At 63.2% G+C, this 19,360-nt stretch carries 20 protein-coding genes; 13 read left to right on the top strand and 7 right to left on the bottom strand.

Going from position 1 to position 19,360, the window contains the following annotated elements:
• Positions 1 to 53: 53 nt before the first annotated feature.
• Positions 54 to 2,198: an ATP-dependent DNA helicase DinG gene (gene dinG / locus ACAW63_RS11800; protein WP_371233843.1), complete on the bottom strand. Its 2,145-nt coding sequence runs from the start codon at positions 2,196 to 2,198 to the stop codon at positions 54 to 56.
• Between the two features lie 122 nt (positions 2,199 to 2,320).
• On the opposite strand from dinG, the gene ACAW63_RS11795 reads away from it, so the two are divergent.
• Entirely contained in the window at positions 2,321 to 2,785 is a 465-nt protein-coding gene (locus tag ACAW63_RS11795) for a CopD family protein (RefSeq protein WP_331316378.1), read from the top strand.
• 51 nt (positions 2,786 to 2,836) lie between these two features.
• On the opposite strand, the gene ACAW63_RS11790 is transcribed toward ACAW63_RS11795, so the two are convergent.
• The 3 genes from ACAW63_RS11790 to ACAW63_RS11780 all read right to left on the bottom strand — a co-directional run bounded on the left by ACAW63_RS11790 (position 2,837) and on the right by ACAW63_RS11780 (position 4,635).
• Positions 2,837 to 3,601 (bottom strand): collagen-like protein, encoded by a 765-nt coding sequence (locus ACAW63_RS11790; protein ID WP_371233842.1) that lies wholly within the window; start codon positions 3,599 to 3,601, stop codon positions 2,837 to 2,839.
• Positions 3,594 to 3,881, bottom strand: coding sequence for a DUF1145 domain-containing protein (locus ACAW63_RS11785; RefSeq protein WP_371233840.1), 288 nt, complete (start codon positions 3,879 to 3,881; stop codon positions 3,594 to 3,596). Before ACAW63_RS11785 ends, ACAW63_RS11790 begins: the two co-directional genes overlap by 8 nt.
• 121 nt (positions 3,882 to 4,002) lie before the next feature.
• Positions 4,003 to 4,635 carry an OmpA family protein gene (locus tag ACAW63_RS11780; RefSeq protein WP_275610642.1) on the bottom strand — a complete coding sequence of 211 codons (633 nt, stop codon included), beginning with the start codon at positions 4,633 to 4,635 and terminating at the stop codon, positions 4,003 to 4,005.
• 140 nt (positions 4,636 to 4,775) lie between these two features.
• Between ACAW63_RS11780 and ACAW63_RS11775 the strand changes: the two genes are divergently transcribed.
• The 5 genes from ACAW63_RS11775 to ACAW63_RS11755 all read left to right on the top strand — a co-directional run bounded on the left by ACAW63_RS11775 (position 4,776) and on the right by ACAW63_RS11755 (position 9,635).
• A complete protein-coding gene (locus ACAW63_RS11775; RefSeq protein WP_371233837.1) occupies positions 4,776 to 5,264 on the top strand; it encodes a DUF6231 family protein in 489 nt (162 codons plus the stop codon).
• 620 nt (positions 5,265 to 5,884) lie between these two features.
• Entirely contained in the window at positions 5,885 to 7,381 is a 1,497-nt protein-coding gene (locus ACAW63_RS11770; RefSeq protein WP_371233835.1) for an amino acid permease, read from the top strand.
• Between the two features lie 183 nt (positions 7,382 to 7,564).
• Complete coding sequence (locus tag ACAW63_RS11765; RefSeq protein ID WP_371233834.1) at positions 7,565 to 8,026, top strand: Lrp/AsnC family transcriptional regulator; 462 nt, start codon at positions 7,565 to 7,567, stop codon at positions 8,024 to 8,026.
• A gap of 342 nt (positions 8,027 to 8,368) precedes the next feature.
• Entirely contained in the window at positions 8,369 to 8,842 is a 474-nt protein-coding gene (locus ACAW63_RS11760) for a YchJ family protein (protein ID WP_371233832.1), read from the top strand.
• A 166-nt stretch (positions 8,843 to 9,008) separates the two neighbouring features.
• A complete protein-coding gene (locus tag ACAW63_RS11755; protein ID WP_152221280.1) occupies positions 9,009 to 9,635 on the top strand; it encodes a trimeric intracellular cation channel family protein in 627 nt (208 codons plus the stop codon).
• On the opposite strand, the gene ACAW63_RS11750 is transcribed toward ACAW63_RS11755, so the two are convergent.
• Positions 9,636 to 10,169, bottom strand: coding sequence for a hypothetical protein (locus ACAW63_RS11750; RefSeq protein ID WP_371233830.1), 534 nt, complete (start codon positions 10,167 to 10,169; stop codon positions 9,636 to 9,638). It abuts the gene before it with no gap.
• 122 nt (positions 10,170 to 10,291) lie between these two features.
• On the opposite strand from ACAW63_RS11750, the gene ACAW63_RS11745 reads away from it, so the two are divergent.
• The 7 genes from ACAW63_RS11745 (at position 10,292) to ACAW63_RS11715 (ending at position 17,124) form a co-directional block, all read left to right on the top strand.
• Positions 10,292 to 10,777 (top strand): LEA type 2 family protein, encoded by a 486-nt coding sequence (locus tag ACAW63_RS11745; RefSeq protein WP_275610636.1) that lies wholly within the window; start codon positions 10,292 to 10,294, stop codon positions 10,775 to 10,777.
• An 8-nt stretch (positions 10,778 to 10,785) separates the two neighbouring features.
• The gene (locus tag ACAW63_RS11740; RefSeq protein ID WP_207885179.1) at positions 10,786 to 10,986 is read left to right on the top strand and encodes an SEC-C metal-binding domain-containing protein; all 201 of its coding nucleotides are present in this window, start codon (positions 10,786 to 10,788) and stop codon (positions 10,984 to 10,986) included.
• 170 nt (positions 10,987 to 11,156) lie between these two features.
• Positions 11,157 to 13,697 (top strand): penicillin acylase family protein, encoded by a 2,541-nt coding sequence (locus ACAW63_RS11735; RefSeq protein ID WP_371233828.1) that lies wholly within the window; start codon positions 11,157 to 11,159, stop codon positions 13,695 to 13,697.
• A 335-nt stretch (positions 13,698 to 14,032) separates the two neighbouring features.
• Positions 14,033 to 14,812 (top strand): ABC transporter substrate-binding protein, encoded by a 780-nt coding sequence (locus ACAW63_RS11730; protein ID WP_371233825.1) that lies wholly within the window; start codon positions 14,033 to 14,035, stop codon positions 14,810 to 14,812.
• Positions 14,813 to 14,891: 79 nt separating this feature from the next.
• The gene (locus ACAW63_RS11725; RefSeq protein ID WP_371233823.1) at positions 14,892 to 15,605 is read left to right on the top strand and encodes an ABC transporter permease; all 714 of its coding nucleotides are present in this window, start codon (positions 14,892 to 14,894) and stop codon (positions 15,603 to 15,605) included.
• Positions 15,602 to 16,315: an ABC transporter permease gene (locus tag ACAW63_RS11720; RefSeq protein WP_275610633.1), complete on the top strand. Its 714-nt coding sequence runs from the start codon at positions 15,602 to 15,604 to the stop codon at positions 16,313 to 16,315. Before ACAW63_RS11725 ends, ACAW63_RS11720 begins: the two co-directional genes overlap by 4 nt.
• Before the next feature lie 44 nt (positions 16,316 to 16,359).
• A complete protein-coding gene (locus ACAW63_RS11715; RefSeq protein ID WP_275610632.1) occupies positions 16,360 to 17,124 on the top strand; it encodes an ABC transporter ATP-binding protein in 765 nt (254 codons plus the stop codon).
• 315 nt (positions 17,125 to 17,439) lie between these two features.
• Here ACAW63_RS11715 and dcd read toward each other — a convergent pair whose 3' ends face one another.
• Together dcd and apbC are read right to left on the bottom strand one after the other, a co-directional pair.
• Positions 17,440 to 18,006, bottom strand: coding sequence for a dCTP deaminase (dcd, locus tag ACAW63_RS11710; protein WP_153917269.1), 567 nt, complete (start codon positions 18,004 to 18,006; stop codon positions 17,440 to 17,442).
• Positions 18,007 to 18,103: 97 nt separating this feature from the next.
• Positions 18,104 to 19,198 carry an iron-sulfur cluster carrier protein ApbC gene (gene apbC / locus ACAW63_RS11705; RefSeq protein WP_371233821.1) on the bottom strand — a complete coding sequence of 365 codons (1,095 nt, stop codon included), beginning with the start codon at positions 19,196 to 19,198 and terminating at the stop codon, positions 18,104 to 18,106.
• Between the last annotated feature and the right edge of the window lie 162 nt (positions 19,199 to 19,360).

Below are 19,360 nucleotides of genomic sequence, written 5' to 3'. Positions count from 1 at the left end.
GCTGGCGGGCGCTCGTTTGACAGCAAGTGCGGGATTACGCTCCCGCACACGACTCAGGCGATTTCGCGGCGGAACGGGGGCAGCGCGTTAAGGATGGCCTTGCCGTAGCGTTGCGTCACCACGCGGCGGTCGAGCAGCGTGATGGTGCCGCGATCCTGCTCGGTACGCAGCAGTCGGCCGCAGGCCTGGACCAGGCGCAGCGAGGCGTCGGGCACGGCGATTTCCATGAAGGGATTGCCGCCGCGCGCCTCGATCCATTCCGACAGCGCCGCTTCCACCGGGTCGTCCGGCACGGCGAAGGGAATCTTGGCGATCACCACGTGCTCGCAGTAGGCGCCCGGCAAATCCACACCCTCGGCGAAACTGGCCAGGCCGAACAGGACGCTCGACTCGCCGTCGTCGACGCGGGAGCGGTGCTTGTTCAGGGTCTCCTGCTTGGACAGGTTGCCCTGGATCAGCACGCGCTTGCGCCAGTCACGCTCGAGGCCGTCGAAGACTTCCTGCATCTGCTTGCGCGAGGCGAACAGCACCAGCGAGCCGCGCGAACCTTCGACCATTGCCGGCAGCTCGCGAATGATGGCGGCGGTGTGGGCGGCGGCATCACGCGGGTCGGCCTTGAGGTCGGGTACCCGCAGCACGCCGGCATCAGCGTGGTGGAACGGGCTCGGCACCACGGCGGTGACCGCCGAACGTGGCAAGCCGGCGCGCATGCGGTAGCGGTCGAAGGTGCCCAGCGCGGTCAGGGTCGCCGAAGTCACCAGCACGCCGTAGGCGACGTTCCACAGGTTGCGGCGCAAGGTCTCGGCGGCGAGGATCGGGCTGGCGTTGGCCTCGATGTCATAGAAGGTGCCGCTCTCGGCCAGGGTCAGCCAGCGCGCCATGGGCGGGCTGTCCTGAGGGTCCTCGCAGGTGAAGGCGGTCCACAGCTCCCAGTTGCCCTGGGCGCGGGACAGCAGGCTGCCGAACAGCGGGTACCACTCTTCGGCCTGGTAGCTGGCGATGCCGATGCTGCCCTCCCCGTCCATCGCCTCCTTGAGCAACTCGGTGAGGCGGGTGAAGAGGTCGGTGAGCTTGGAGAAGCCCTTCTTCAGCTCGATGCCCATCTCGCGGATGTGTTCGGGGATCACTCCGCCCTCGAAGCGATGGCGTGGACGCTCGCGGCCTTCCATGTCCTCCCCGGCGCGGAAATCGCCGATCTCCTCGCAGGCGGTGAACATGAACTGCTGGTGCGTACGCAGTTCGCGGGCCAGCTCCGGTACCTGCTCGATCAGCCGACCGAGGTCGCCCGGCAGCGGGTTCTGCGCCAGCAGCTTGGTGAGGTTCTTGTCCACCTGGGCCAGCCAGTCGGCGGTGGCACGCAGGCGGGTGAAGTGGGCGAAGTGGCCGATGGCCTTGTCCGGCAGGTGATGGCCTTCGTCGAACACATAAATGGTGTCGCGCGGGTCGGGCAGGATCGCGCCGCCGCCCAGGGCCAGGTCCGCCAGCACCAGGTCATGGTTGGTGACGATCACGTCGACCTTGGTCATGCCTTCGCGCGCCTTGTAGAAGGCGCACTGCTGGAAGTTCGGGCAATGGCGGTTGGTGCACTGGCTGTGGTCGGTGGTGACCTGCGCCCAGTGCGCGTCCTCGATGGCCTCGGGCCAGGAGTCGCGATCGCCGTCCCAGCGGTTGCCGGCCAGGCGTTCGATCATCTGGTTGAACAGCTTGCTCGACGTCTCGTCCACGTCGAGGCGGAAGCCTTCCTCTTCGAACAGCTGGGCGGTGGCGCTCTGCGCCTGGCCTTCCTGCAGCAGATGGTCGAGCTTGGACAGGCACATGTAGCGCCCGCGCCCCTTGGCCAGGGCGAAGCTGAACGACAGGCCGGAGTTGCGCAGCAGGTCGGGCAGGTCCTTGTGGACGATCTGCTCCTGCAGGGCAACGGTGGCGGTGGCTACGACCAGGCGCTTGCCGGCGGCCTTGGCGCAGGCGATGGCGGCCAGGCTGTAGGCAACGGTCTTGCCGGTGCCGGTGCCGGCTTCCACGGCAACCACGGCGGCATCGCCCAGGCGATGGCCTTCCTCGTCACTGGAGATGGTGCCGAGGACCTTGGCCACTTCGGCGATCATCAGGCGCTGGCCGTAGCGCGGCTTGAGTTCCTTGGCCTCGAGGAAGCGCGAGTAGGCGCCCTGGATCGTGGCCTTGAGTTCGGTGCTGAGCATGGACTTCCCGGGCCCCGGAGCGCGCCTTGCGGACACATCCGGATGCTGGATAAATTTTCAGTGGTTCGAATCGGCGGCTATGATAGCGCGCTTGACTTCAATCGCCAGCGGAGATCGTCCGAATGACACCCTTTGCCCCCGTCTATGCCCTGCACGTCCTGGCCGCCCTGGTCTGGGTCGGCGGCATGTTCTTCGCCTGGATGGTGCTGCGCCCGGCCGCCGTCGCCGCGCTGGAGCCGCCGGCAAGGCTGAAGCTGTGGCTGGAGGTGTTCCCGCGCTTCTTCCGCTGGGTGTGGGCCGCGGTGATCCTGCTGCCGGTGACAGGCGTGGGTATGCTGCACCTGAGCTTCAACGGCATGGCCGGCGCGCCGCGCTACGTACAGGTGATGATGGGACTGTATGTCGCGATGCTCGCGCTGTTCCTGCGCATCCAGGCCTTGCAGTTGCCGGAGCTGCGCCGCGCGGTGGAAGCACAGGACTGGCCGGCCGGCGGTGCCGCGCTGGGCAAGATCCGCAAGACCGTGGGCCTCAACCTGCTGATCGGCATGGCGCTGGTGGCGTTCGTCGCCGCGCGCCCGCACTGGTAAACCAGAAGGCCCGCCCGCTTGCGGGGCGGGCCTTTACTCAAGAACGACGGCTCAGAAACGCTGTACTTCCAGGCGACCTTCGCGCCCCGCCTGCCCCTCTGCGCCAGCCTCGCCATCCGACCCCGGGCGCTCGCCAGCCACCGAATAGAACCAGCAGCCACGCTCGCTACTGCGCGGGCCGGCCTTCCCAGGCTTGCCACCCGCACCGCCCGCGCCGCCTTCCAGGCGCACTTTCACCCGATTGACGTCGAACTGCTCCGGCACTTCCAGGCGCACCACGCCACCGGCCGCACCGGAACGGCCATTGGCGCCATTCTGGCCGTCACCGGCAGGCCGGCCGCTGCCCCACAGGCAACCGGAGGTCTTGGCGCTACCGCCGTCCAGGCCGTCATAACCCGGCGCGCCGACGCCACCGCGGACATCGATCAGGAGGTTTTCCACCTGTACGTCCTGCAGACGCAGCACCAGGTTCCGACCGCCGCTGGCCGGCTTCTCGAAGCTGCCCGAGCTACCCTGTGCGGCGATCACGCTGCCGTCGGCCAGGTTGCCGTGCTGAACCTCGATCTGCAGCGTATCGCCGCCAGGGAACACCCCCAGGCGCGCATTCTTCGCCAGGTCCAGTTCTCCGACCTTCAGCACCTTCACCTGCGATGGGATCAGCAAGGCCCCTTCCGCACCGACGCTGATGCGATCCAGGCTCAGGCTGTCGCCCTTCACCGGCAGACGCAGCACGGTGTTGGGCTGGACCGAGACATTTCCTGCAGCCGAGCACACCAGCGGCGCGAACAGCGCCAGGCCCAGCAACGACTTACGCATGAGTATCTCCTTCTACTTTCGCGGATGCCGGTTGCGGCAACGTGGCGAAATGGAATACGCCGAACAGCAGTATCTGCAGACGATCCATCCGCGGATGAGGACGGCCGCGCAGGCGATTGCGCAGCGCCATAACCTCGATGATGTGGATCAGCAGAATCAGCGCGCCGGCCACATTGAGCAGTGTGCTGAAGGGATGTGCGAAGGGCTGGATCAGATTGGCCAGCACCGCCAGCCAGAACAACAGGGCAATCAGCTTGCCCAGGCCCAACAACGCTTTCATGAAATGCCCCCAAGTTTTCCTTGCCGGGGAACATACTCTGCCGCCGGGGGCGATGCCAGTGGCAGGCCACTATGACAAAGGGGGCCAAATGGCCCCCTTTGAGTACTTCATCACGCCTGGATCATTGACGGGTGATCTTGATTTCTACCCGACGGTTCTCGGCACGGCCTTCCTTGGTCTTGTTGTCGGCAACCGGCTGGCTCTCGCCATAGCCTTCGACCGACTTGATGCTGCTGGCCGGAACGCCCGCGTCCACCAGATAGTTGGCCACCGCGTGGGCGCGGCGCTCGGACAGTTTCTGGTTGTAGGCATCGCTGCCGACGCTGTCGGTGTGACCCGCGATGTTCAGCTCGGTGGTCGCCGCTTCGCCCTTCAGGCGGGAGGCGATTTCGTTGAGCTTGTCCTTGTCCTGCGCATCGACTTTCGACGAGTCGAAGGCGAAGTGCAGATCGCGCACGACGATGGTCTCTTCCTTGGGCAACGGAGCCGGAGCGGGCTCAGGAGCCGGAGCGGGCGGCGGAACCTCCGCCACTTGTTCCTCTGCACCATGCACCCAGCAATAAGATGCCCCCAGCACACCACCAATCAAGGCGCCCCAGCCAGCCCAGGTGCTGCTTTCAATGGAACCCAGACCAGCGCCGCCGACACCGCCAACCACGGCGCACGTCGGCCAATCGGACTTCTGCAACCCTGCGCAACCGGTAAGCAACGTGCTGACCAGCAGCAGGGGTAAAGCGGTCCTTGTGATACTCATAAATTCATCTCTCCTCTAATGATCGGGTCTTGACCGACACTTACGGAGTAAAGACGGCACTGGAAGAATGCGCCAGCACTAGGCCACAGGGGTGTCACACGCTAGTCTTCGTCCATTCCTCCTCGCCCTCGACGGACCCCATGATCTCATCACGCACACCGCAACAAGCCCTCGCCGCCCTGCTCGACCGCTACGCACCGCAGCGCCTGCTGCTGGTGGGCGCCAGCCAGATTCCGGCCGTGGACGCCTTCTGCGCGGCGCACCCGGATTGCGAATTGTTCCATGCCCCCGCCGGTGCCCTGCCGGCAGAAATCGCCGCGCAGCGCTACGACCTGGCGCTGCTCGCCGACTGCCTGGAGCATCTGCCGCGTCGCGAGGCGCAGCAACTGGTGGGGGGGATCCGCAACCTCAACAGCAGCAAGGTCGCCGTGCTGGTCGACCTCGACGCCGCGCAGGCACAGGACACCGATTTCTACGCCCTGGCCATGCAAGCCAGCGAACGCTTCCAGCGCGACTCGCAGGTGCTCACCCTGTTCACCTACGATCTGCATGAATACAAGCAGGTCCCGGACTGGCTCAATGCCAAGTTCTGGGCCAACCCGGAAAACTTCGGCAAGTACTGGTGGTAAACCCATGAACATCAAGGGCTTACCTCGCAATGACCGACCTCAACGCCATGCCCGGGCAGGGCCAAGGGTCACCAGCCTGTAACCAACACTGTCACCAGCCCCGGCAAAGACTGTCGGTTTGGCACTACCGCCGCTCAGGAATCTACTACCTCAGGGCCCGCCCTCGGGCTGCTCCTCGCGTAGCTTCACGCTCTCCCTCCGCTCCACCAATAGGCCGACCGCAATGCCGTTCTCCAAGGTCATCTTCGGAGTAACGCTGACTGCTCATGGCACCTCGTGATGGGCCTTATCGTGGGGCCTGGATATGGCTACGCGACCAGGGAAACCTTGTCATTATGATCAACGCCATCATCAAAATGACGAAAATCGCGTCAAAACGCTGCATATTGCGTCTTCTTTATGAACCCTACCAATTTTAGAATTCATTAGGTGAGCCTAATTTGATGGTGTACTGCATGCCAGCGGTAGCCTAAATAGCTCATTGCCTTACATGCACCCGCCGCCTTCCCGGCACAGGCGGAATTATAATAAATCCAAAAATGAAGTTTAATAATGACCACACCAAAGTTAAGTATTAAACCAAAACCCGATCCTGACTACCTGAAGCAGGAGACGGGAAAATGAGCACACCAGAAAACACTCTGAAACGAACACTATCAACACGCCACCTAAACATGATCGCCATAGGTGGCTCAATTGGCACTGGGCTATTTGTAGCAACAGGCGCTTCCATTGCCAGTTCGGGTCCCGGGGGAACACTCCTAGCGTACGCACTGATCGGGGTAATGGTTTACTTCCTGATGACCAGTCTTGGCGAAATGGCCGCGTACATGCCTGTCGCCGGCTCATTTAGCACTTACGGAAGCAAATTTGTTGAGAGCGGCTTCGGATTTGCACTAGGCTGGAACTATTGGTTTAACTGGGCCGTGACTATCGCCGCCGAACTTGTAGCCGCCCAGCTAGTTATGGAGTTCTGGTTCCCCGACACTCCAGGAATTTATTGGAGCGGCGCTTTCCTGGCAATAATATTCTTGCTAAATTTTGTCTCAGTACGTTGCTTTGGTGAAAGCGAGTTCTGGTTCGCATTGATTAAAGTCTTAGTGGTAATCGTATTCATCATTATAGGATTAGCCACTATTTTTGGATTGATGCACGGAATAGAATCACCCGGATTTAAAAACTTCACAACTGGCGACGCACCGTTCGCAGGCGGATTCCAAGCCTTGGTTGGAGTTGTAATGATTGCCGGCTTCTCGTTCCAAGGCACGGAAATCGTAGGCGTTGCGGCAGCAGAATCCAAAAATCCCAGTAAGAACATACCTATTGCTGTCCGCCAAGTATTCTGGCGCATCACGTTATTCTATATTCTTGCAATCTTTGTGATTGGAGCAATGATTCCATACACTGACCCAAGTCTATTACGCAACGAAACAACGGACATTAGTGTCTCCCCATTCACATTGCTTTTCGAACGTGCCGGTTTTGCATCAGCGGCTGCGCTGATGAACGCCGTCATCCTAACCGCCATTCTCTCGGCAGGTAACTCAGGGATGTATGCATCCACCCGCATGCTCCATAGTCTTGCCGAGCAGGGTAAAGCGCCTAAGATTTTCTCTAAAATCTCGCGCAACGGGGTGCCGCGCAATGCACTTTATGCAACCACATTGATCGGCGCACTGTGCTTCCTGACTTCCGTATTTGGCGACAAATTCATATATAACGCACTACTCAACACTTCGGGCATGTGCGGATTCATTGCATGGCTGGGGATTGCCGTCTCTCATTATCGCTTTCGAAAAGGCTTCCTTGCTCAAGGAGGACGCTTAGAAGAACTGCCTTACCGAGCCACTCTCTTCCCGTTTGGCCCGCTGTTTGCCTTTAGCCTCTGCATGATAATTGTTCTTGGCCAGAACTATAGCGCATTCATCGGCGAGCATATCGACTGGAGTGGTCTCGTAGCCACCTATGTTAGCCTGCCACTATTCCTTGCAGTCTGGATTGGTTATCGAATCAAGCACGGCACTCGACTGGTAAGTTATAATGAAATGGATGTAGAAGGGAATCGGGTAGACGAATCCCTACCCTTACAAGCACATCTACAGCCAAGCCATCGCTAGATTGCCAGGCACCAATACTGACGAAAATCTGGGCGCTGTGTTACCTGACCGCAGCAGCGCCCAGACAGCAATTCAACATCCACTGCGCAGCACACTGATATTTCTATATAGATTCAAGAATCAAACGTAACCGGCAAAAACAATACATATCCGTGTATTTTTCAAACATGAGACTGACCACCCATGTCCGAATTGCGCCCGGCCACCCTTGATGAGATTGACCTTCAGCTCATTGCAGCCCTGAAGATAAACGCCCGTGAAGCCGTGGCTGTCCTTGCCCGAAATCTAGGCATCGCCCGCACAACTGTTAACTCACGACTATCCAAACTTGAAAGTGCCAAAATCATCACTGGATATGGAGTTCGCCTAGGGCAGCAGTTGCTGGATGGTGGTTTGCAAGCTTACGTCGGGATCACCGTCCACTCGCGATCAGGGAAAGATATCATAAAGCGACTAAGTGCAATGTCAGAGGTAGAGCAACTGTGTGCTGTTAGCGGCGAGTTCGACTATGTCGCCTGGTTACGTTCAAACTCGCCCGAGCGCCTTGATCAAATTTTAGATCAAATTGGAAGTCTAGAAGGCGTTGCAAAGACTACCACTTCCATTATCCTTAGCAGTAAAATTGATCGCGGACATCCTCTTTGATCTGCTTCTTCGGAATTGTAAATAGTTTTACAAAACCGCCTCCTTACCAATACAACTGCCTCTGACCATATTCTGCCAGTCATGCCTCGCGGACTGGTTCCATCGACACTTCTGGCTACAGCGCTCCCATCGCGAAGCGATCTCGAAAGCTCACACGGGATGAATTACCCCGGACGGCCCTCCGAGCCCTTGAGCTCCTCGCGAACCGTCACCAATGGTGTAACCTTCGTGTCACCAGAACACTTTGAGGACCGCCATGAAGCTCGCTACGCTTGGCCTGCAGCCAGCTGTGTCCCAGTTCTGGGCCAACCCGGAAAACCTCGGAAAGTACTGGTGGTGACCATGAGCGAACCGACCTGCCCCTGCGGCAGCGGCCGTCCGCTGCCCGAGTGCTGCGGACGCTTCCATGCCGGCGTTGCGGCCCCCACCGCCGAGGCCCTGATGCGCTCGCGATACAGCGCCTATGCGCTGGGCCTGGTGGATTATCTGCGCGACACCACGCTGCCCGCCCAGCAGCAGGGCCTGGACCTGGACGCCATTCGCGCCTGGAGCCTGGGCAGCACCTGGCTGGGCCTGGAGGTGGAGAACCACGAGGTGCTCGGCGGTGAGCCCGAGCACGCGCGGGTCACCTTCGTCGCCCGCTGGCACGACGGCAACGGCGAGCACAGCCACCGCGAATGCTCGGGCTTCGTCCAGCGCGAGGGCCGCTGGTACTTCCTCGATCCGACCGTGCCCATGAAGCTGGGGCGCAACGATCCCTGCCCCTGCGGCGCCGGCGGCAAGCTGAAGAAATGCTGTGGCCCCTGGATCGAATGATGGAGCGCAGGGCATGCGGCCGCTCGCGAATGTGCGCCCGATGCCCCGGCCCCGACTAAGGTGTGAAGGTGCCCTACTTGGGGCCGGCAGGCGTCTCGGCTAGAATCCGCGCCTTTTTCGGGGCGGCGGCCGTTCGCCGCACCGGTTTTCCCTGCCGGACCTTGCCATGCTGCTGACCGTTCTCTACATCATCGCCATCACCGCCGAAGCCATGACCGGCGCGCTTTCCGCCGGCCGCCGCAGCATGGACCTGTTCGGCGTGGTGCTGGTGGCCTGCGTCACCGCCCTGGGTGGCGGTTCGGTGCGCGACATGCTGCTGGGCCACTACCCGCTGACCTGGGTGCGTCACCCGGAGTACCTGGCACTCACCGCGGCCGCGGCGCTGGTCACCGTGTTCATCGCCCCGCTGATGCGCCACCTGCGCTCGCTGTTCCTCGCGCTGGACGCCGTGGGCCTGGTGGCCTTCACCCTGATCGGCTGCCAGGTCAGCCTGGAGATGGGCCACAGCCTGCTGATCGCCGCGGTCAGCGGGGTGATCACCGGGGTCTTCGGCGGCATCCTGCGGGATATCTTCTGCAACGACGTGCCGCTGATCTTCCGCCGCGAGTTGTACGCCAGCGTCTCCTTCGCCAGCGCCTGGTGCTACCTGATCTGCCTGCAGATCGACCTGCCCAAGGAACAGGCCATGCTGATCACCCTGTTCGCCGGCTTCCTGTTCCGCATGCTGGCGATCCGCTTCCGCTGGGAAATGCCCAAGTTCGTCTACAAGGACGATCCGCAGCAGGGCGACTGATCAGTCCGCCAGCTTGAGATGGCTGGTGTCCGGTGCGGGACCTGCCGGCTCCGCCCTGGCCTGGCCCATGTCGCTGCCGACCGGCGCCAGGCTGAACTGGCTGAGGTCCACGCTCGGCGCCGGGACTTCAGGCTTGTCGTCCTGCAGGTCGGCGCCCACCGGCGCGAGACCGAAGTCCAGCGCCTCGACATCGGCGAACGCCGCCATGTACCCGTCACGCGGCGCAACCTGCAGGCGCCCCGGCGCTGCAGGCTGCTGAGGATCGGCAGCCGGCGGCGGCGCCAGCTCGATCTCCTCGATCGGCGCGTCCATGTCCACCACCTCGACGATGGCGCCGGCGCGCTCGATCACGCTGCGGTACTTCTCCGCCGCCTCCGCATCCAGGTTGTTCTTGATCACCATGCGCCGGCCGGAGAACAGCAGCTCGATGCGCTGCGCATCGGCCTGGAACAGCCGGGCCAGGTTGGCCTTCACGCCGTCGAGCTGGGCACCCGGTACGGTCCGCCCGGAAAAGGCGATCTCATAGCGGCTCATCTTCACTCTCCTGTGTTAACCCGCCGGTTACATTTGGCCAGTATGGTGCAGCTTTTTTTAACCTAACAACAACTTGCAGCCGAGCAGGTGCTTGGTACACTGGGGCATCCTGGGGGATAGACATGAATTATCAGGCGCAAATGATAAGAATTCTCAGCCTGTTCTGGCTGGTCAGCCTCGTTTCCGGCTGCGGCTGGATGGCTGGCGACTTCCAGCAGCCCGACGTGAAGCTGCAGAAGGTCGACGTGGTGAAAGCCCGCCTGCTGGAGCAGGAATTCATCCTGCATTTCCGCATCGACAACCCGAATGATTTCAGCCTTCCGGTTCGCGGCCTGGCCTACAAGGTCAAGCTGAACGATATCGACCTGGCCGAAGGCGAGTCGAATAACTGGTTCACAGTGCCGGCCAACGGCCACGAGACCTTCGAAGTCCCGGTGACCACCAACCTCTGGCGGCACATGAAGTACATCGTCAAGCTGCTGGAAGATCCCGACAAGCCGATCCGCTACCGCCTCGACGGCGAGGTGAAGACCGGCCTGCTGTTCGGACAGAGCGTGCACATTGCCCGCAATGGCGAGATAATTCCCGGCGATTTCATCCCCGAGTGAGCTTCACCATGAGCCAGGAACCCCACGTACACGGTCCGAACTGCAACCACGACCACGATCATGACCACCACCATGACCACGGTCACGTGCACGGCCCGCACTGCAACCACAGCCACGAGCCGGTGCGCAACCCGCTCAAGGACGTGGGCCGCAACGATCCATGCCCCTGCGGCAGCGGCAACAAGTTCAAGAAGTGCCACGGCGCCTGAAGCGCGTCCTGACGCTCCCGTAGAAGGCCCGCCCAGCGCGGGCCTTCTGCTGTCTGTCGCAACGGACTGCCGGCCGCCGCAAATCCCGCCGTGCGTGGCTTGCATGCCCATCGTCAGCTCACTAACGTAGCGCCTTTCCCGCGACCCATTTGTGCAGGAGCACGCCCCTCATGGCCCCGCGAGCCTTCCGCCGGCTTCCCAGCTTCGGCCTTGCCGCCACCCTCAGCGCCGCCGTCAGCCTCGCCGGCTGCCAGAGCTGGCTGAACGACCACTACGCCGACAGCGTGACGCCAACCAGCGGCGTGCAGCCGATCAAGGGTCTGGCGGACAACGTTTCGATCCGTCGCAACAGCCTGGGCATGCCGCTGATCGAGAGCAGCAGCTTCCACGACGCGCTGTTCACCCTGGGCTATGTGCACGCCAGCGACCGCATCAGCCAGATGGTCGGCCTGCGTCTGATGGCCCAGGGGCGCCTGTCGGAAATGGTCGGCCCCGGCGCGCTGGAAACCGACCGTTTCATGCGCACGGTGAACCTGAAGAAAGCCGCCGATGCCCTTTATGCCGGCTCCTCGCCGCGCATCAAGCGCTTCTTCGAGACCTACGCGCGCGGCGTCAACGCCTACCTGTTCCGCTACCGCGACAAGCTGCCGATGGACCTGGCCGAGTCCGGCTACCGTCCCGAGTACTGGAAGGCGGAAGACTCCGCGCTGGTCTTCAGCCTGCTGAACTTCGGCCTGGCGGTGAACCTGCAGGAAGAAATCGCCTCCCTGGTACTGGCGCAGAAAGTCGGCGCCGACAAGCTGCCCTGGCTGACGCCGATCTATCCCGACGAGCCGCTGCCCTTCGAAGAGGCCGAGAAGCTCAAGGGCCTGCGCCTGGAAGGGAAAATCGCCGGCCTCGACGCCCTGGACCGCGCCGCCGGCCAGGTCGCCGCACTACAGATGATGGGCGTCGCCGCCTCCAACAACTGGGCCATCGCCCCGCAACGCAGCCGCAGCGGCAAGAGCCTCCTGGCCAACGATACCCACCTGCCGCTGTCCATGCCCTCGGTGTGGAACTACGTGCAGATCCGCGCGCCGAAATTCAGCGCCGCCGGCGTTTCCATCGCCGGCGTACCGGGCGTGGTGGCCGGCTTCAACGGCAAGCTGGCCTGGGGCATGACCATGGTCATGGGCGACAACCAGGACCTCTTCCTGGAACAGGTGAAGCGCCAGGGCAGCAAGCTCTACTACCTCGCCGACGGCCAGTGGAAACCGTCCGTCGAGCGCAACGAGACCTTCTTCATCAAGGGCCAGAGCCCGGTCCGCGAGACCATCTACGAGACCCGCCACGGCCCGCTGCTCAACAGCGCCCTGGGCGAGCGCAAGCACGACCTGCAGCCGCTGCCGCTGTCCAGCGGCTACGGCATCGCCTACCAGAGCATCCAGGGCGAGTCCGACCGCACCCTCGACGCCTTCTTCGACCTGTCCCGCGCCAAGAGTGTCGAGCAGGCTTTCGACGCCACCCGCGACATCCGCGCGATGGCGCTGAACATCCTGTTCGCCGACGAGAAGCACATCGGCTGGCAGGTCACCGGGCGCTTCCCCAACCGCAAGGAAGGTCGCGGCCTGCTGCCCTCCCCCGGCTGGGACGGCCGCTACGACTGGGACGGCTACGCCGATCCGATCCTGCATCCGTCCGACCAGGACCCGATGCAGGGCTGGCTGGGCACCGCCAACCACCGCAGCGTGCAGCCCGGCTACGGCGCCCAGCTGTCCAGCTCCTGGTACTACCCGGAGCGCTACGAGCGTATCGCCCAGCTCGCCGGCGCCAGCAAAAGCCACGACTACCGCAGCATGATCGCCATGCAGTACGACCAGACCACGCTCTTCGCCGGCAAGCTGCAGTCGATGCTGGACGCACCGGGCATGGCGCAGCCGCTGAAGAAGGCCATCGACGCGCTGCCCGACGACCCGCGAGCCCGCGCCCGCGAAGCGCTCGACCGGATCATGGCGTTCGACGGCAAGCTGGCCGCGACTTCCTCGGATGCGGCCCTGTACGAAGCCTTCCTGCAGGAAAGCACCAAACAGATTTTCCTCGACGAACTGGGCCCGGAAGGCAGCCCGTCCTGGAAGGCCTTCGTGGAGAACGCCAACCTCTCCTATTCGGCCCAGGCCGACCATCTGCTGGGCCGCGACGACAGTCCGTTCTGGGATGACACCCGCACCCCGCAGAAGGAAGACAAGCCGGCGATCCTCGCCCGCAGCCTGGCCGCCGCCACCGCCTTCTGCGAACAGAAGATGGGCAGCGACCGCCGCGCCTGGCAGTGGGGCAAGCTGCACACCTACGAATGGGTCAGCGACAGCACCAGGATGGCGCCGAACCTGAGCGCCAGCGAGCGCGCCAGCCTGGGTGCGATCAAGGGCTACCTGGACCGCGGCCCCTACCCGGCCGGTGGCGACCATACCACGCTGAACGTCTCCGCCTACCACTGGGGCCAGGACTTCGACACCTGGCTGATCCCGGCCATGCGCATCGTCGTCGACTTCGGCCAGAGCGAGCCGATGATGGGCCTCAACAGCAGCGGCCAGTCCGGCAACCCGGCCAGCCCGCACTACGCCGACGGTATCGATGCCTGGCTGAAGGGCAACTACATGAGCTTCCCCTTCCAGTCGCAGAACCTGGACAAGGTCTACGGTGTGAAGCGCCTGACTCTGGTACCGGGCAAGTAATCGACTGAAAAATTTCTCCGGGGCCGGGAACTTGTGTCCTACCCCGGAATCAGAACAGTCGACTTACTCCATGATCATTTTCAGGCACCTTCGGGTGCCTTTCTTTTTTCCGCCTCGCACCATCCCGGTACCCGACGCCTCACTCCCTCGCCCCAGCCAGGTGCGCACGCCCGAGTTGCCACTGCTATACCTGTTGCAGGACCGCGTCCGTCATCCCATTCCTATCGCTGGCGTCCGCCGCCCCGTGCCTGGTTCGAAAATTGCTGTCCTTGCGCTGTTGCACAGGTGTTTCCGTCATTTCCACCTGCTTGACCAACCTCTAAGGATTCCATTCGATGAAAAAAGCCTGGTTGACTCTCTCCGCCCTGGTCCTGATGGCCAGCGCCGGCGCCCTGCAAGCCAAGGAGTGGAAGGAAATCCGCTTCGCCACCGACCCTTCCTACGCCCCCTTCGAGTCCAAGGCCCCGGACGGTAGCCTGGTCGGCTTCGACATCGACCTGGGCAACGCCATCTGCGCACACCTGAAGGTGAAGTGCGTGTGGATGCCCAACGACTTCGACGGCATGATCCCCGGCCTGAAGGCGCGCAAGTTCGACGGCGTGATCTCCTCGATGACCGTCACCGACGCGCGCAAGAAGGAAATCGACTTCACCGACAAACTCTTCACCGGCCCCTCGGCGATGATCAGCAAGAAAGGGGCAGGCCTGGAACCCACCGCCGACTCGCTCAAGGGCAAGACCGTGGGCGTGGAGCAAGGCACCATCCAGGAGACCTTCGCCAAGACCAAACTGGAACCGGCCGGCGTCAACGTGAAGAGTTACCAGAACCAGGACCAGGTCTACTCCGACCTGGTATCCGGCCGCCTGGACGCCTCGCTGCAGGACCTGCTGCAGGCCGAGCAGGGCTTCCTCACCACCGACCAGGGCAAGGGCTTCGAGATCAGCAAGCCGGTGCACGACCCGCTGATGCCGGCGGATATCGCCATCGGCATCCGCAAGGGTAACGACGAGCTGCGCGCGATGCTGAACAAGGGCATCAAGGCCATTCACGACGACGGCACCTACGACAAGCTGCAGAAGAAATACTTCGGCGACCTCGACATCTACAACGACTGATCCGCCCCGAACGGGCCCGCCCCCACCGGCCGGGGCGGGGCCGTTACGGCAACGGCCGCATCACGGGAGCGCTGCGCGCATGCTCCAGGCATTCCTCGAAAGCATCAGCCTCAAGGGCTACGGGGCGATCCTGCTGGATGGCACCTGGATGACCGTCAAGCTGTCGATCTGCTCACTGCTGCTGTCGGTCCTGCTCGGCCTGATCGGCGCCAGCGCCAAGCTCTCCGGCTCCAGACTGCTGCGCTTCCCGGCGATCCTGTACACCACGCTCATTCGCGGCGTCCCCGACCTGGTACTGATGCTGCTGATCTTCTACAGCCTGCAGACCTGGCTGGCCGATCTCACCGACTACATGGAATGGGAATACATCGAGATCGATCCCTTCAGCGCCGGCGTGATCACCCTGGGCTTCATCTACGGCGCCTACTTCACCGAAACCTTCCGCGGCGCCATCCTCGCGGTGCCGCGCGGCCAGCTGGAAGCGGCCAGCGCCTTCGGCCTGAGCCGGGCCCAGCGCTTCCGCTTCGTGCTCTTCCCGCAACTGATGCGCTTCGCCCTGCCGGGCCTGGGCAACAACTGGATGGTGCTGATCAAGTCCACCGCGCTGGTCTCCATCATCGGCCTGTCCGACGTGGTCCGCGCCGCGCAGGACGCCGGCAAGAGCAGCTACCGGCTGTTCTTCTTTCTGATGGTGGCGGCACTGATCTACCTGGTCTTCACCACCCTGTCCAATTTCGTGCTCAACGCCCTTGAGCGCCGCTATGCCATCGGCGTGCGCGAGGCCCTGCGATGATCGAATTGCTGCAGCAGTACGGCAAAGCCTTCCTCTGGACCGACGGCTACCACATCACCGGCCTGGCCATGACGCTCTGGCTGCTGGTGGTGTCCATCGCCTTCGGCTTCACCTTCGCCATTCCCCTGTCCATCGCCCGCGTCTCGCGCAACCCGCTGGTGCGCTGGCCGGTGCAGTTCTACACCTACGTGTTCCGCGGCACGCCGCTGTATATCCAGCTGCTGGTCTGCTACACGGGCATCTACAGCCTGGCGGCGGTGCGCGAGCAGCCGGTGCTCGACGCCTTCTTCCGCAACGGCCTGAACTGCACCCTGCTGGCGTTCGCCCTGAACACCTGCGCCTACACCACGGAAATCTTCGCCGGCGCCATCCGCAACATCGCCCACGGCGAGGTCGAGGCCGCCCACGCCTATGGCCTGAGCGGCTGGCGGCTGTACCGCTACGTGATCATGCCCTCGGCGCTGCGCCGCGCGCTGCCGTACTACAGCAACGAAGTGATCCTCATGCTGCACTCCACCACCGTGGCCTTCACCGCCACCGTGCCGGACCTGATGAAGATCGCCCGCGACGCCAACGCCGCGACCTTCCTGTCCTTCCAGTCCTTCGGCATCGCCGCGATGCTCTACCTGGTGACCTCCTTCACCCTGGTCGGGCTGTTCCGCCTGGCCGAACGGCGCTGGCTGGCCTTCCTCGGTCCCAGCCATGGCTGACCTCCAGCCCAACGCAGCCCCCGTACCGCACTCCTGAGGCCCGCATGACCACACTGAAGATCGACTCGCTGCACAAGCGCTACGGCGACAACGAAGTGCTCAAGGGCGTATCCCTGGAAACCAGGACCGGCGACGTGGTGAGCATGATCGGCGCCAGCGGCTCGGGCAAAAGCACCTTCCTGCGCTGCATCAACTTCCTCGAACAGCCCGACGAGGGCCGGATGATCCTCGACGGCGAGGAAGTCCGCATGCTGCCCGGTCCCGGCGGCATGCGCGTCGCCGACCAGGCGCAACTGCAGCGCATCCGCACGCGCCTGGCGATGGTGTTCCAGCACTTCAACCTGTGGAGCCATCTGACCGTGCTGGAGAACGTCACCCTGGCGCCGCGCCGGGTGCTGGGCGTGGAGCGCAAGGAAGCCGAGGACCGCGCACGCAACTACCTGAGCAAGGTCGGCCTGCCGGCGCAGGTGATCGACAAGTACCCGGCCTTCCTCTCCGGCGGCCAGCAGCAGCGCGTGGCCATCGCCCGCGCGCTGGCGATGGAGCCGGAAATCATGCTGTTCGACGAGCCCACCTCGGCGCTCGACCCGGAGCTGGTCGGCGAGGTGCTCAAGGTCATCAAGGCGCTGGCCGAGGAAGGCCGCACCATGATCCTGGTGACCCACGAAATGGCCTTCGCCCGCGAGGTGTCCAGCCAGGTGCTGTTCCTCCACCAGGGCCGCGTCGAGGAACAGGGCCCGCCACAGGAGGTGCTGGGCAAGCCGAAGAGCGAGCGGCTGCGGCAGTTCCTCAGCGGCAACCTGAAATAGGCGCCTACGAGATATATCTGCGCTCGGGTTGGCCCTCACCCTAACCCTCTCCCTCAGGGAGAGGGGACCGTTCGGTGCAGGATGAAACCTAGGCGTCAGTCGGCTCGGACTGCTCCCTCTCCCTGAGGGAGAGGGCTGGGGTGAGGGGGATGCATCGGCACGGACTCCCCCAGACGAAGACAGTTGCTCCTACGGGTCTCCCCCTGTTGGGCCTGGCGCATGCGCTCCCAGTCGAAGCCAATTGGCTTACGCGGAACAAATCACAGGCAACAAAAAACCGGGCCAGGGCCCGGTTTTTCATGCACTGCGGAGTTATCAGGCCTTCGGCAGAGTCACGCCGGTCTGGCCCTGGTACTTGCCGCCGCGATCCTTGTACGAAACCTCGCAGGCCTCGTCCGACTGCAGGAACAGCATCTGCGCCACGCCTTCATGGGCGTAGATCTTCGCCGGCAGGTTGGTGGTGTTGGAGAACTCCAGGGTCACGTGGCCTTCCCACTCGGGTTCCAGCGGGGTCACGTTGACGATGATGCCGCAGCGCGCGTAGGTGCTCTTGCCCAGGCAGATGGTCAGCACGTCGCGCGGAATGCGGAAGTACTCGACGGTGCGGGCCAGGGCGAAGGAGTTCGGCGGGATGATGCAGACGTCGCTGTTGATGTCCACGAAGCTCTTCTCGTCGAAGTTCTTCGGGTCGACCACGGCCGAATGGATGTTGGTGAACACCTTGAATTCGGCGGCGCAACGCACGTCGTAGCCGTAGCTGGAGACACCGTAGGAGATCACCCGGCTGTCATCGGCACCGCGAATCTGGCGCTCGACGAACGGCTCGATCATGCCGTGCTCCAGAGCCATGCGGCGAATCCACTTGTCCGATTTGATGGTCATGGCGAGCGTCCTGTGAGGCGGATGGAAAAAGAAGCGCGAATCTTACCGACAGGCGCGCCGCCCGGCAAAGGGGCACGCCGGGCGGCGTTGTTGCGGCTCAGTCGTCGCTGATGGAAATGTTCGGCATCGCCGGCGCGGCCTTCTCGCTCAGGGCGATGCGGGCGCCGACGCAGCGGGCCATTTCCTGGTAGATCATCGCCAGCTGGCTTTCCGGGTCGGCGATCACGGTGGGCTTGCCGCCGTCGGCCTGCATGCGGATGGCCATGGACAGCGGCAGCGACGCCAGCAGCTCCACGCCGTACTGCGCCGCCAGCTTCTCGCCGCCACCCTCGCCGAACAGGTGCTCGGCATGGCCGCAGTTGGAGCAGATGTGCACGGCCATGTTCTCCACCACGCCCAGCACCGGGATGTTGACCTTGCGGAACATCTCCACGCCCTTCTTGGCATCCAGCAGGGCCAGGTCCTGCGGGGTGGTGACGATCACCGAGCCGGCCACCGGGACCTTCTGCGCGAGAGTCAGCTGGATGTCGCCGGTGCCCGGCGGCATGTCGATGACCAGATAATCCAGGTCGTTCCAGGCGGTCTGGGTGATCAGCTGGATCAGCGCGCCGGAGACCATCGGGCCGCGCCAGACCACCGGGGTGTTGTCGTCGGTGAGGAAGGCCATGGACATGACTTCCACGCCATGGGCTTCCAGCGGGATGAACCACTTCTGGTCGCGGATCTTCGGCCGGGTGCCCTCGGCGATGCCGAACATGATGCCCTGGCTGGGGCCGTAGATGTCCGCATCGAGGATGCCGACCTTGGCACCTTCGCGGGCCAGCGCCAGCGCGAGGTTGGCGGCGGTGGTGGACTTGCCCACGCCGCCCTTGCCGGAGGCCACGGCGATGATGTTCTTCACGTTGCTCATGCCCGGCACCTGGGCCTGGGCCTTGTGCGCGGCGATATGGGTTTCCACCTTCACCTGGGCCGAGTCGACGCCATCCAGCGCTTCCAGGGCCATCTGCACGGTCTGCGCCAGGCCGTTCCTGAACAGGCCGGCGGCGTAGCCCAGCTCCAGGGTCAGCGAGACGCGCCCGCCCTGAATGTCCAGCTCGCGCAGGTAGCCGGCGTCCATCAGGTTCTGGCCGGTGTGGGGGTCGGTGATCTGGCGGAGAAGGTTTTCTACCGTGGCTCGGTTGGCGGCGCCCATGGGTACTCCCGATGAAAGACTGAGCAGAATGGGCGGGTATCTTACGCCTCTCGTCGCAGCCTTGCTCGGGATCATCGGTCGCAGGAGCGGCCCGGGCTTACTCCCAAGCGGCCTACGGATGAAAATTTCGCCCCGCCCCTATATAGTTGCCGATTCCCTCGT

This window comes from Pseudomonas sp. QE6, from assembly GCF_041379005.1.
GTDB lineage: Bacteria > Pseudomonadota > Gammaproteobacteria > Pseudomonadales > Pseudomonadaceae > Pseudomonas.
This window is presented reverse-complemented; position numbering and strand designations above follow the sequence as displayed.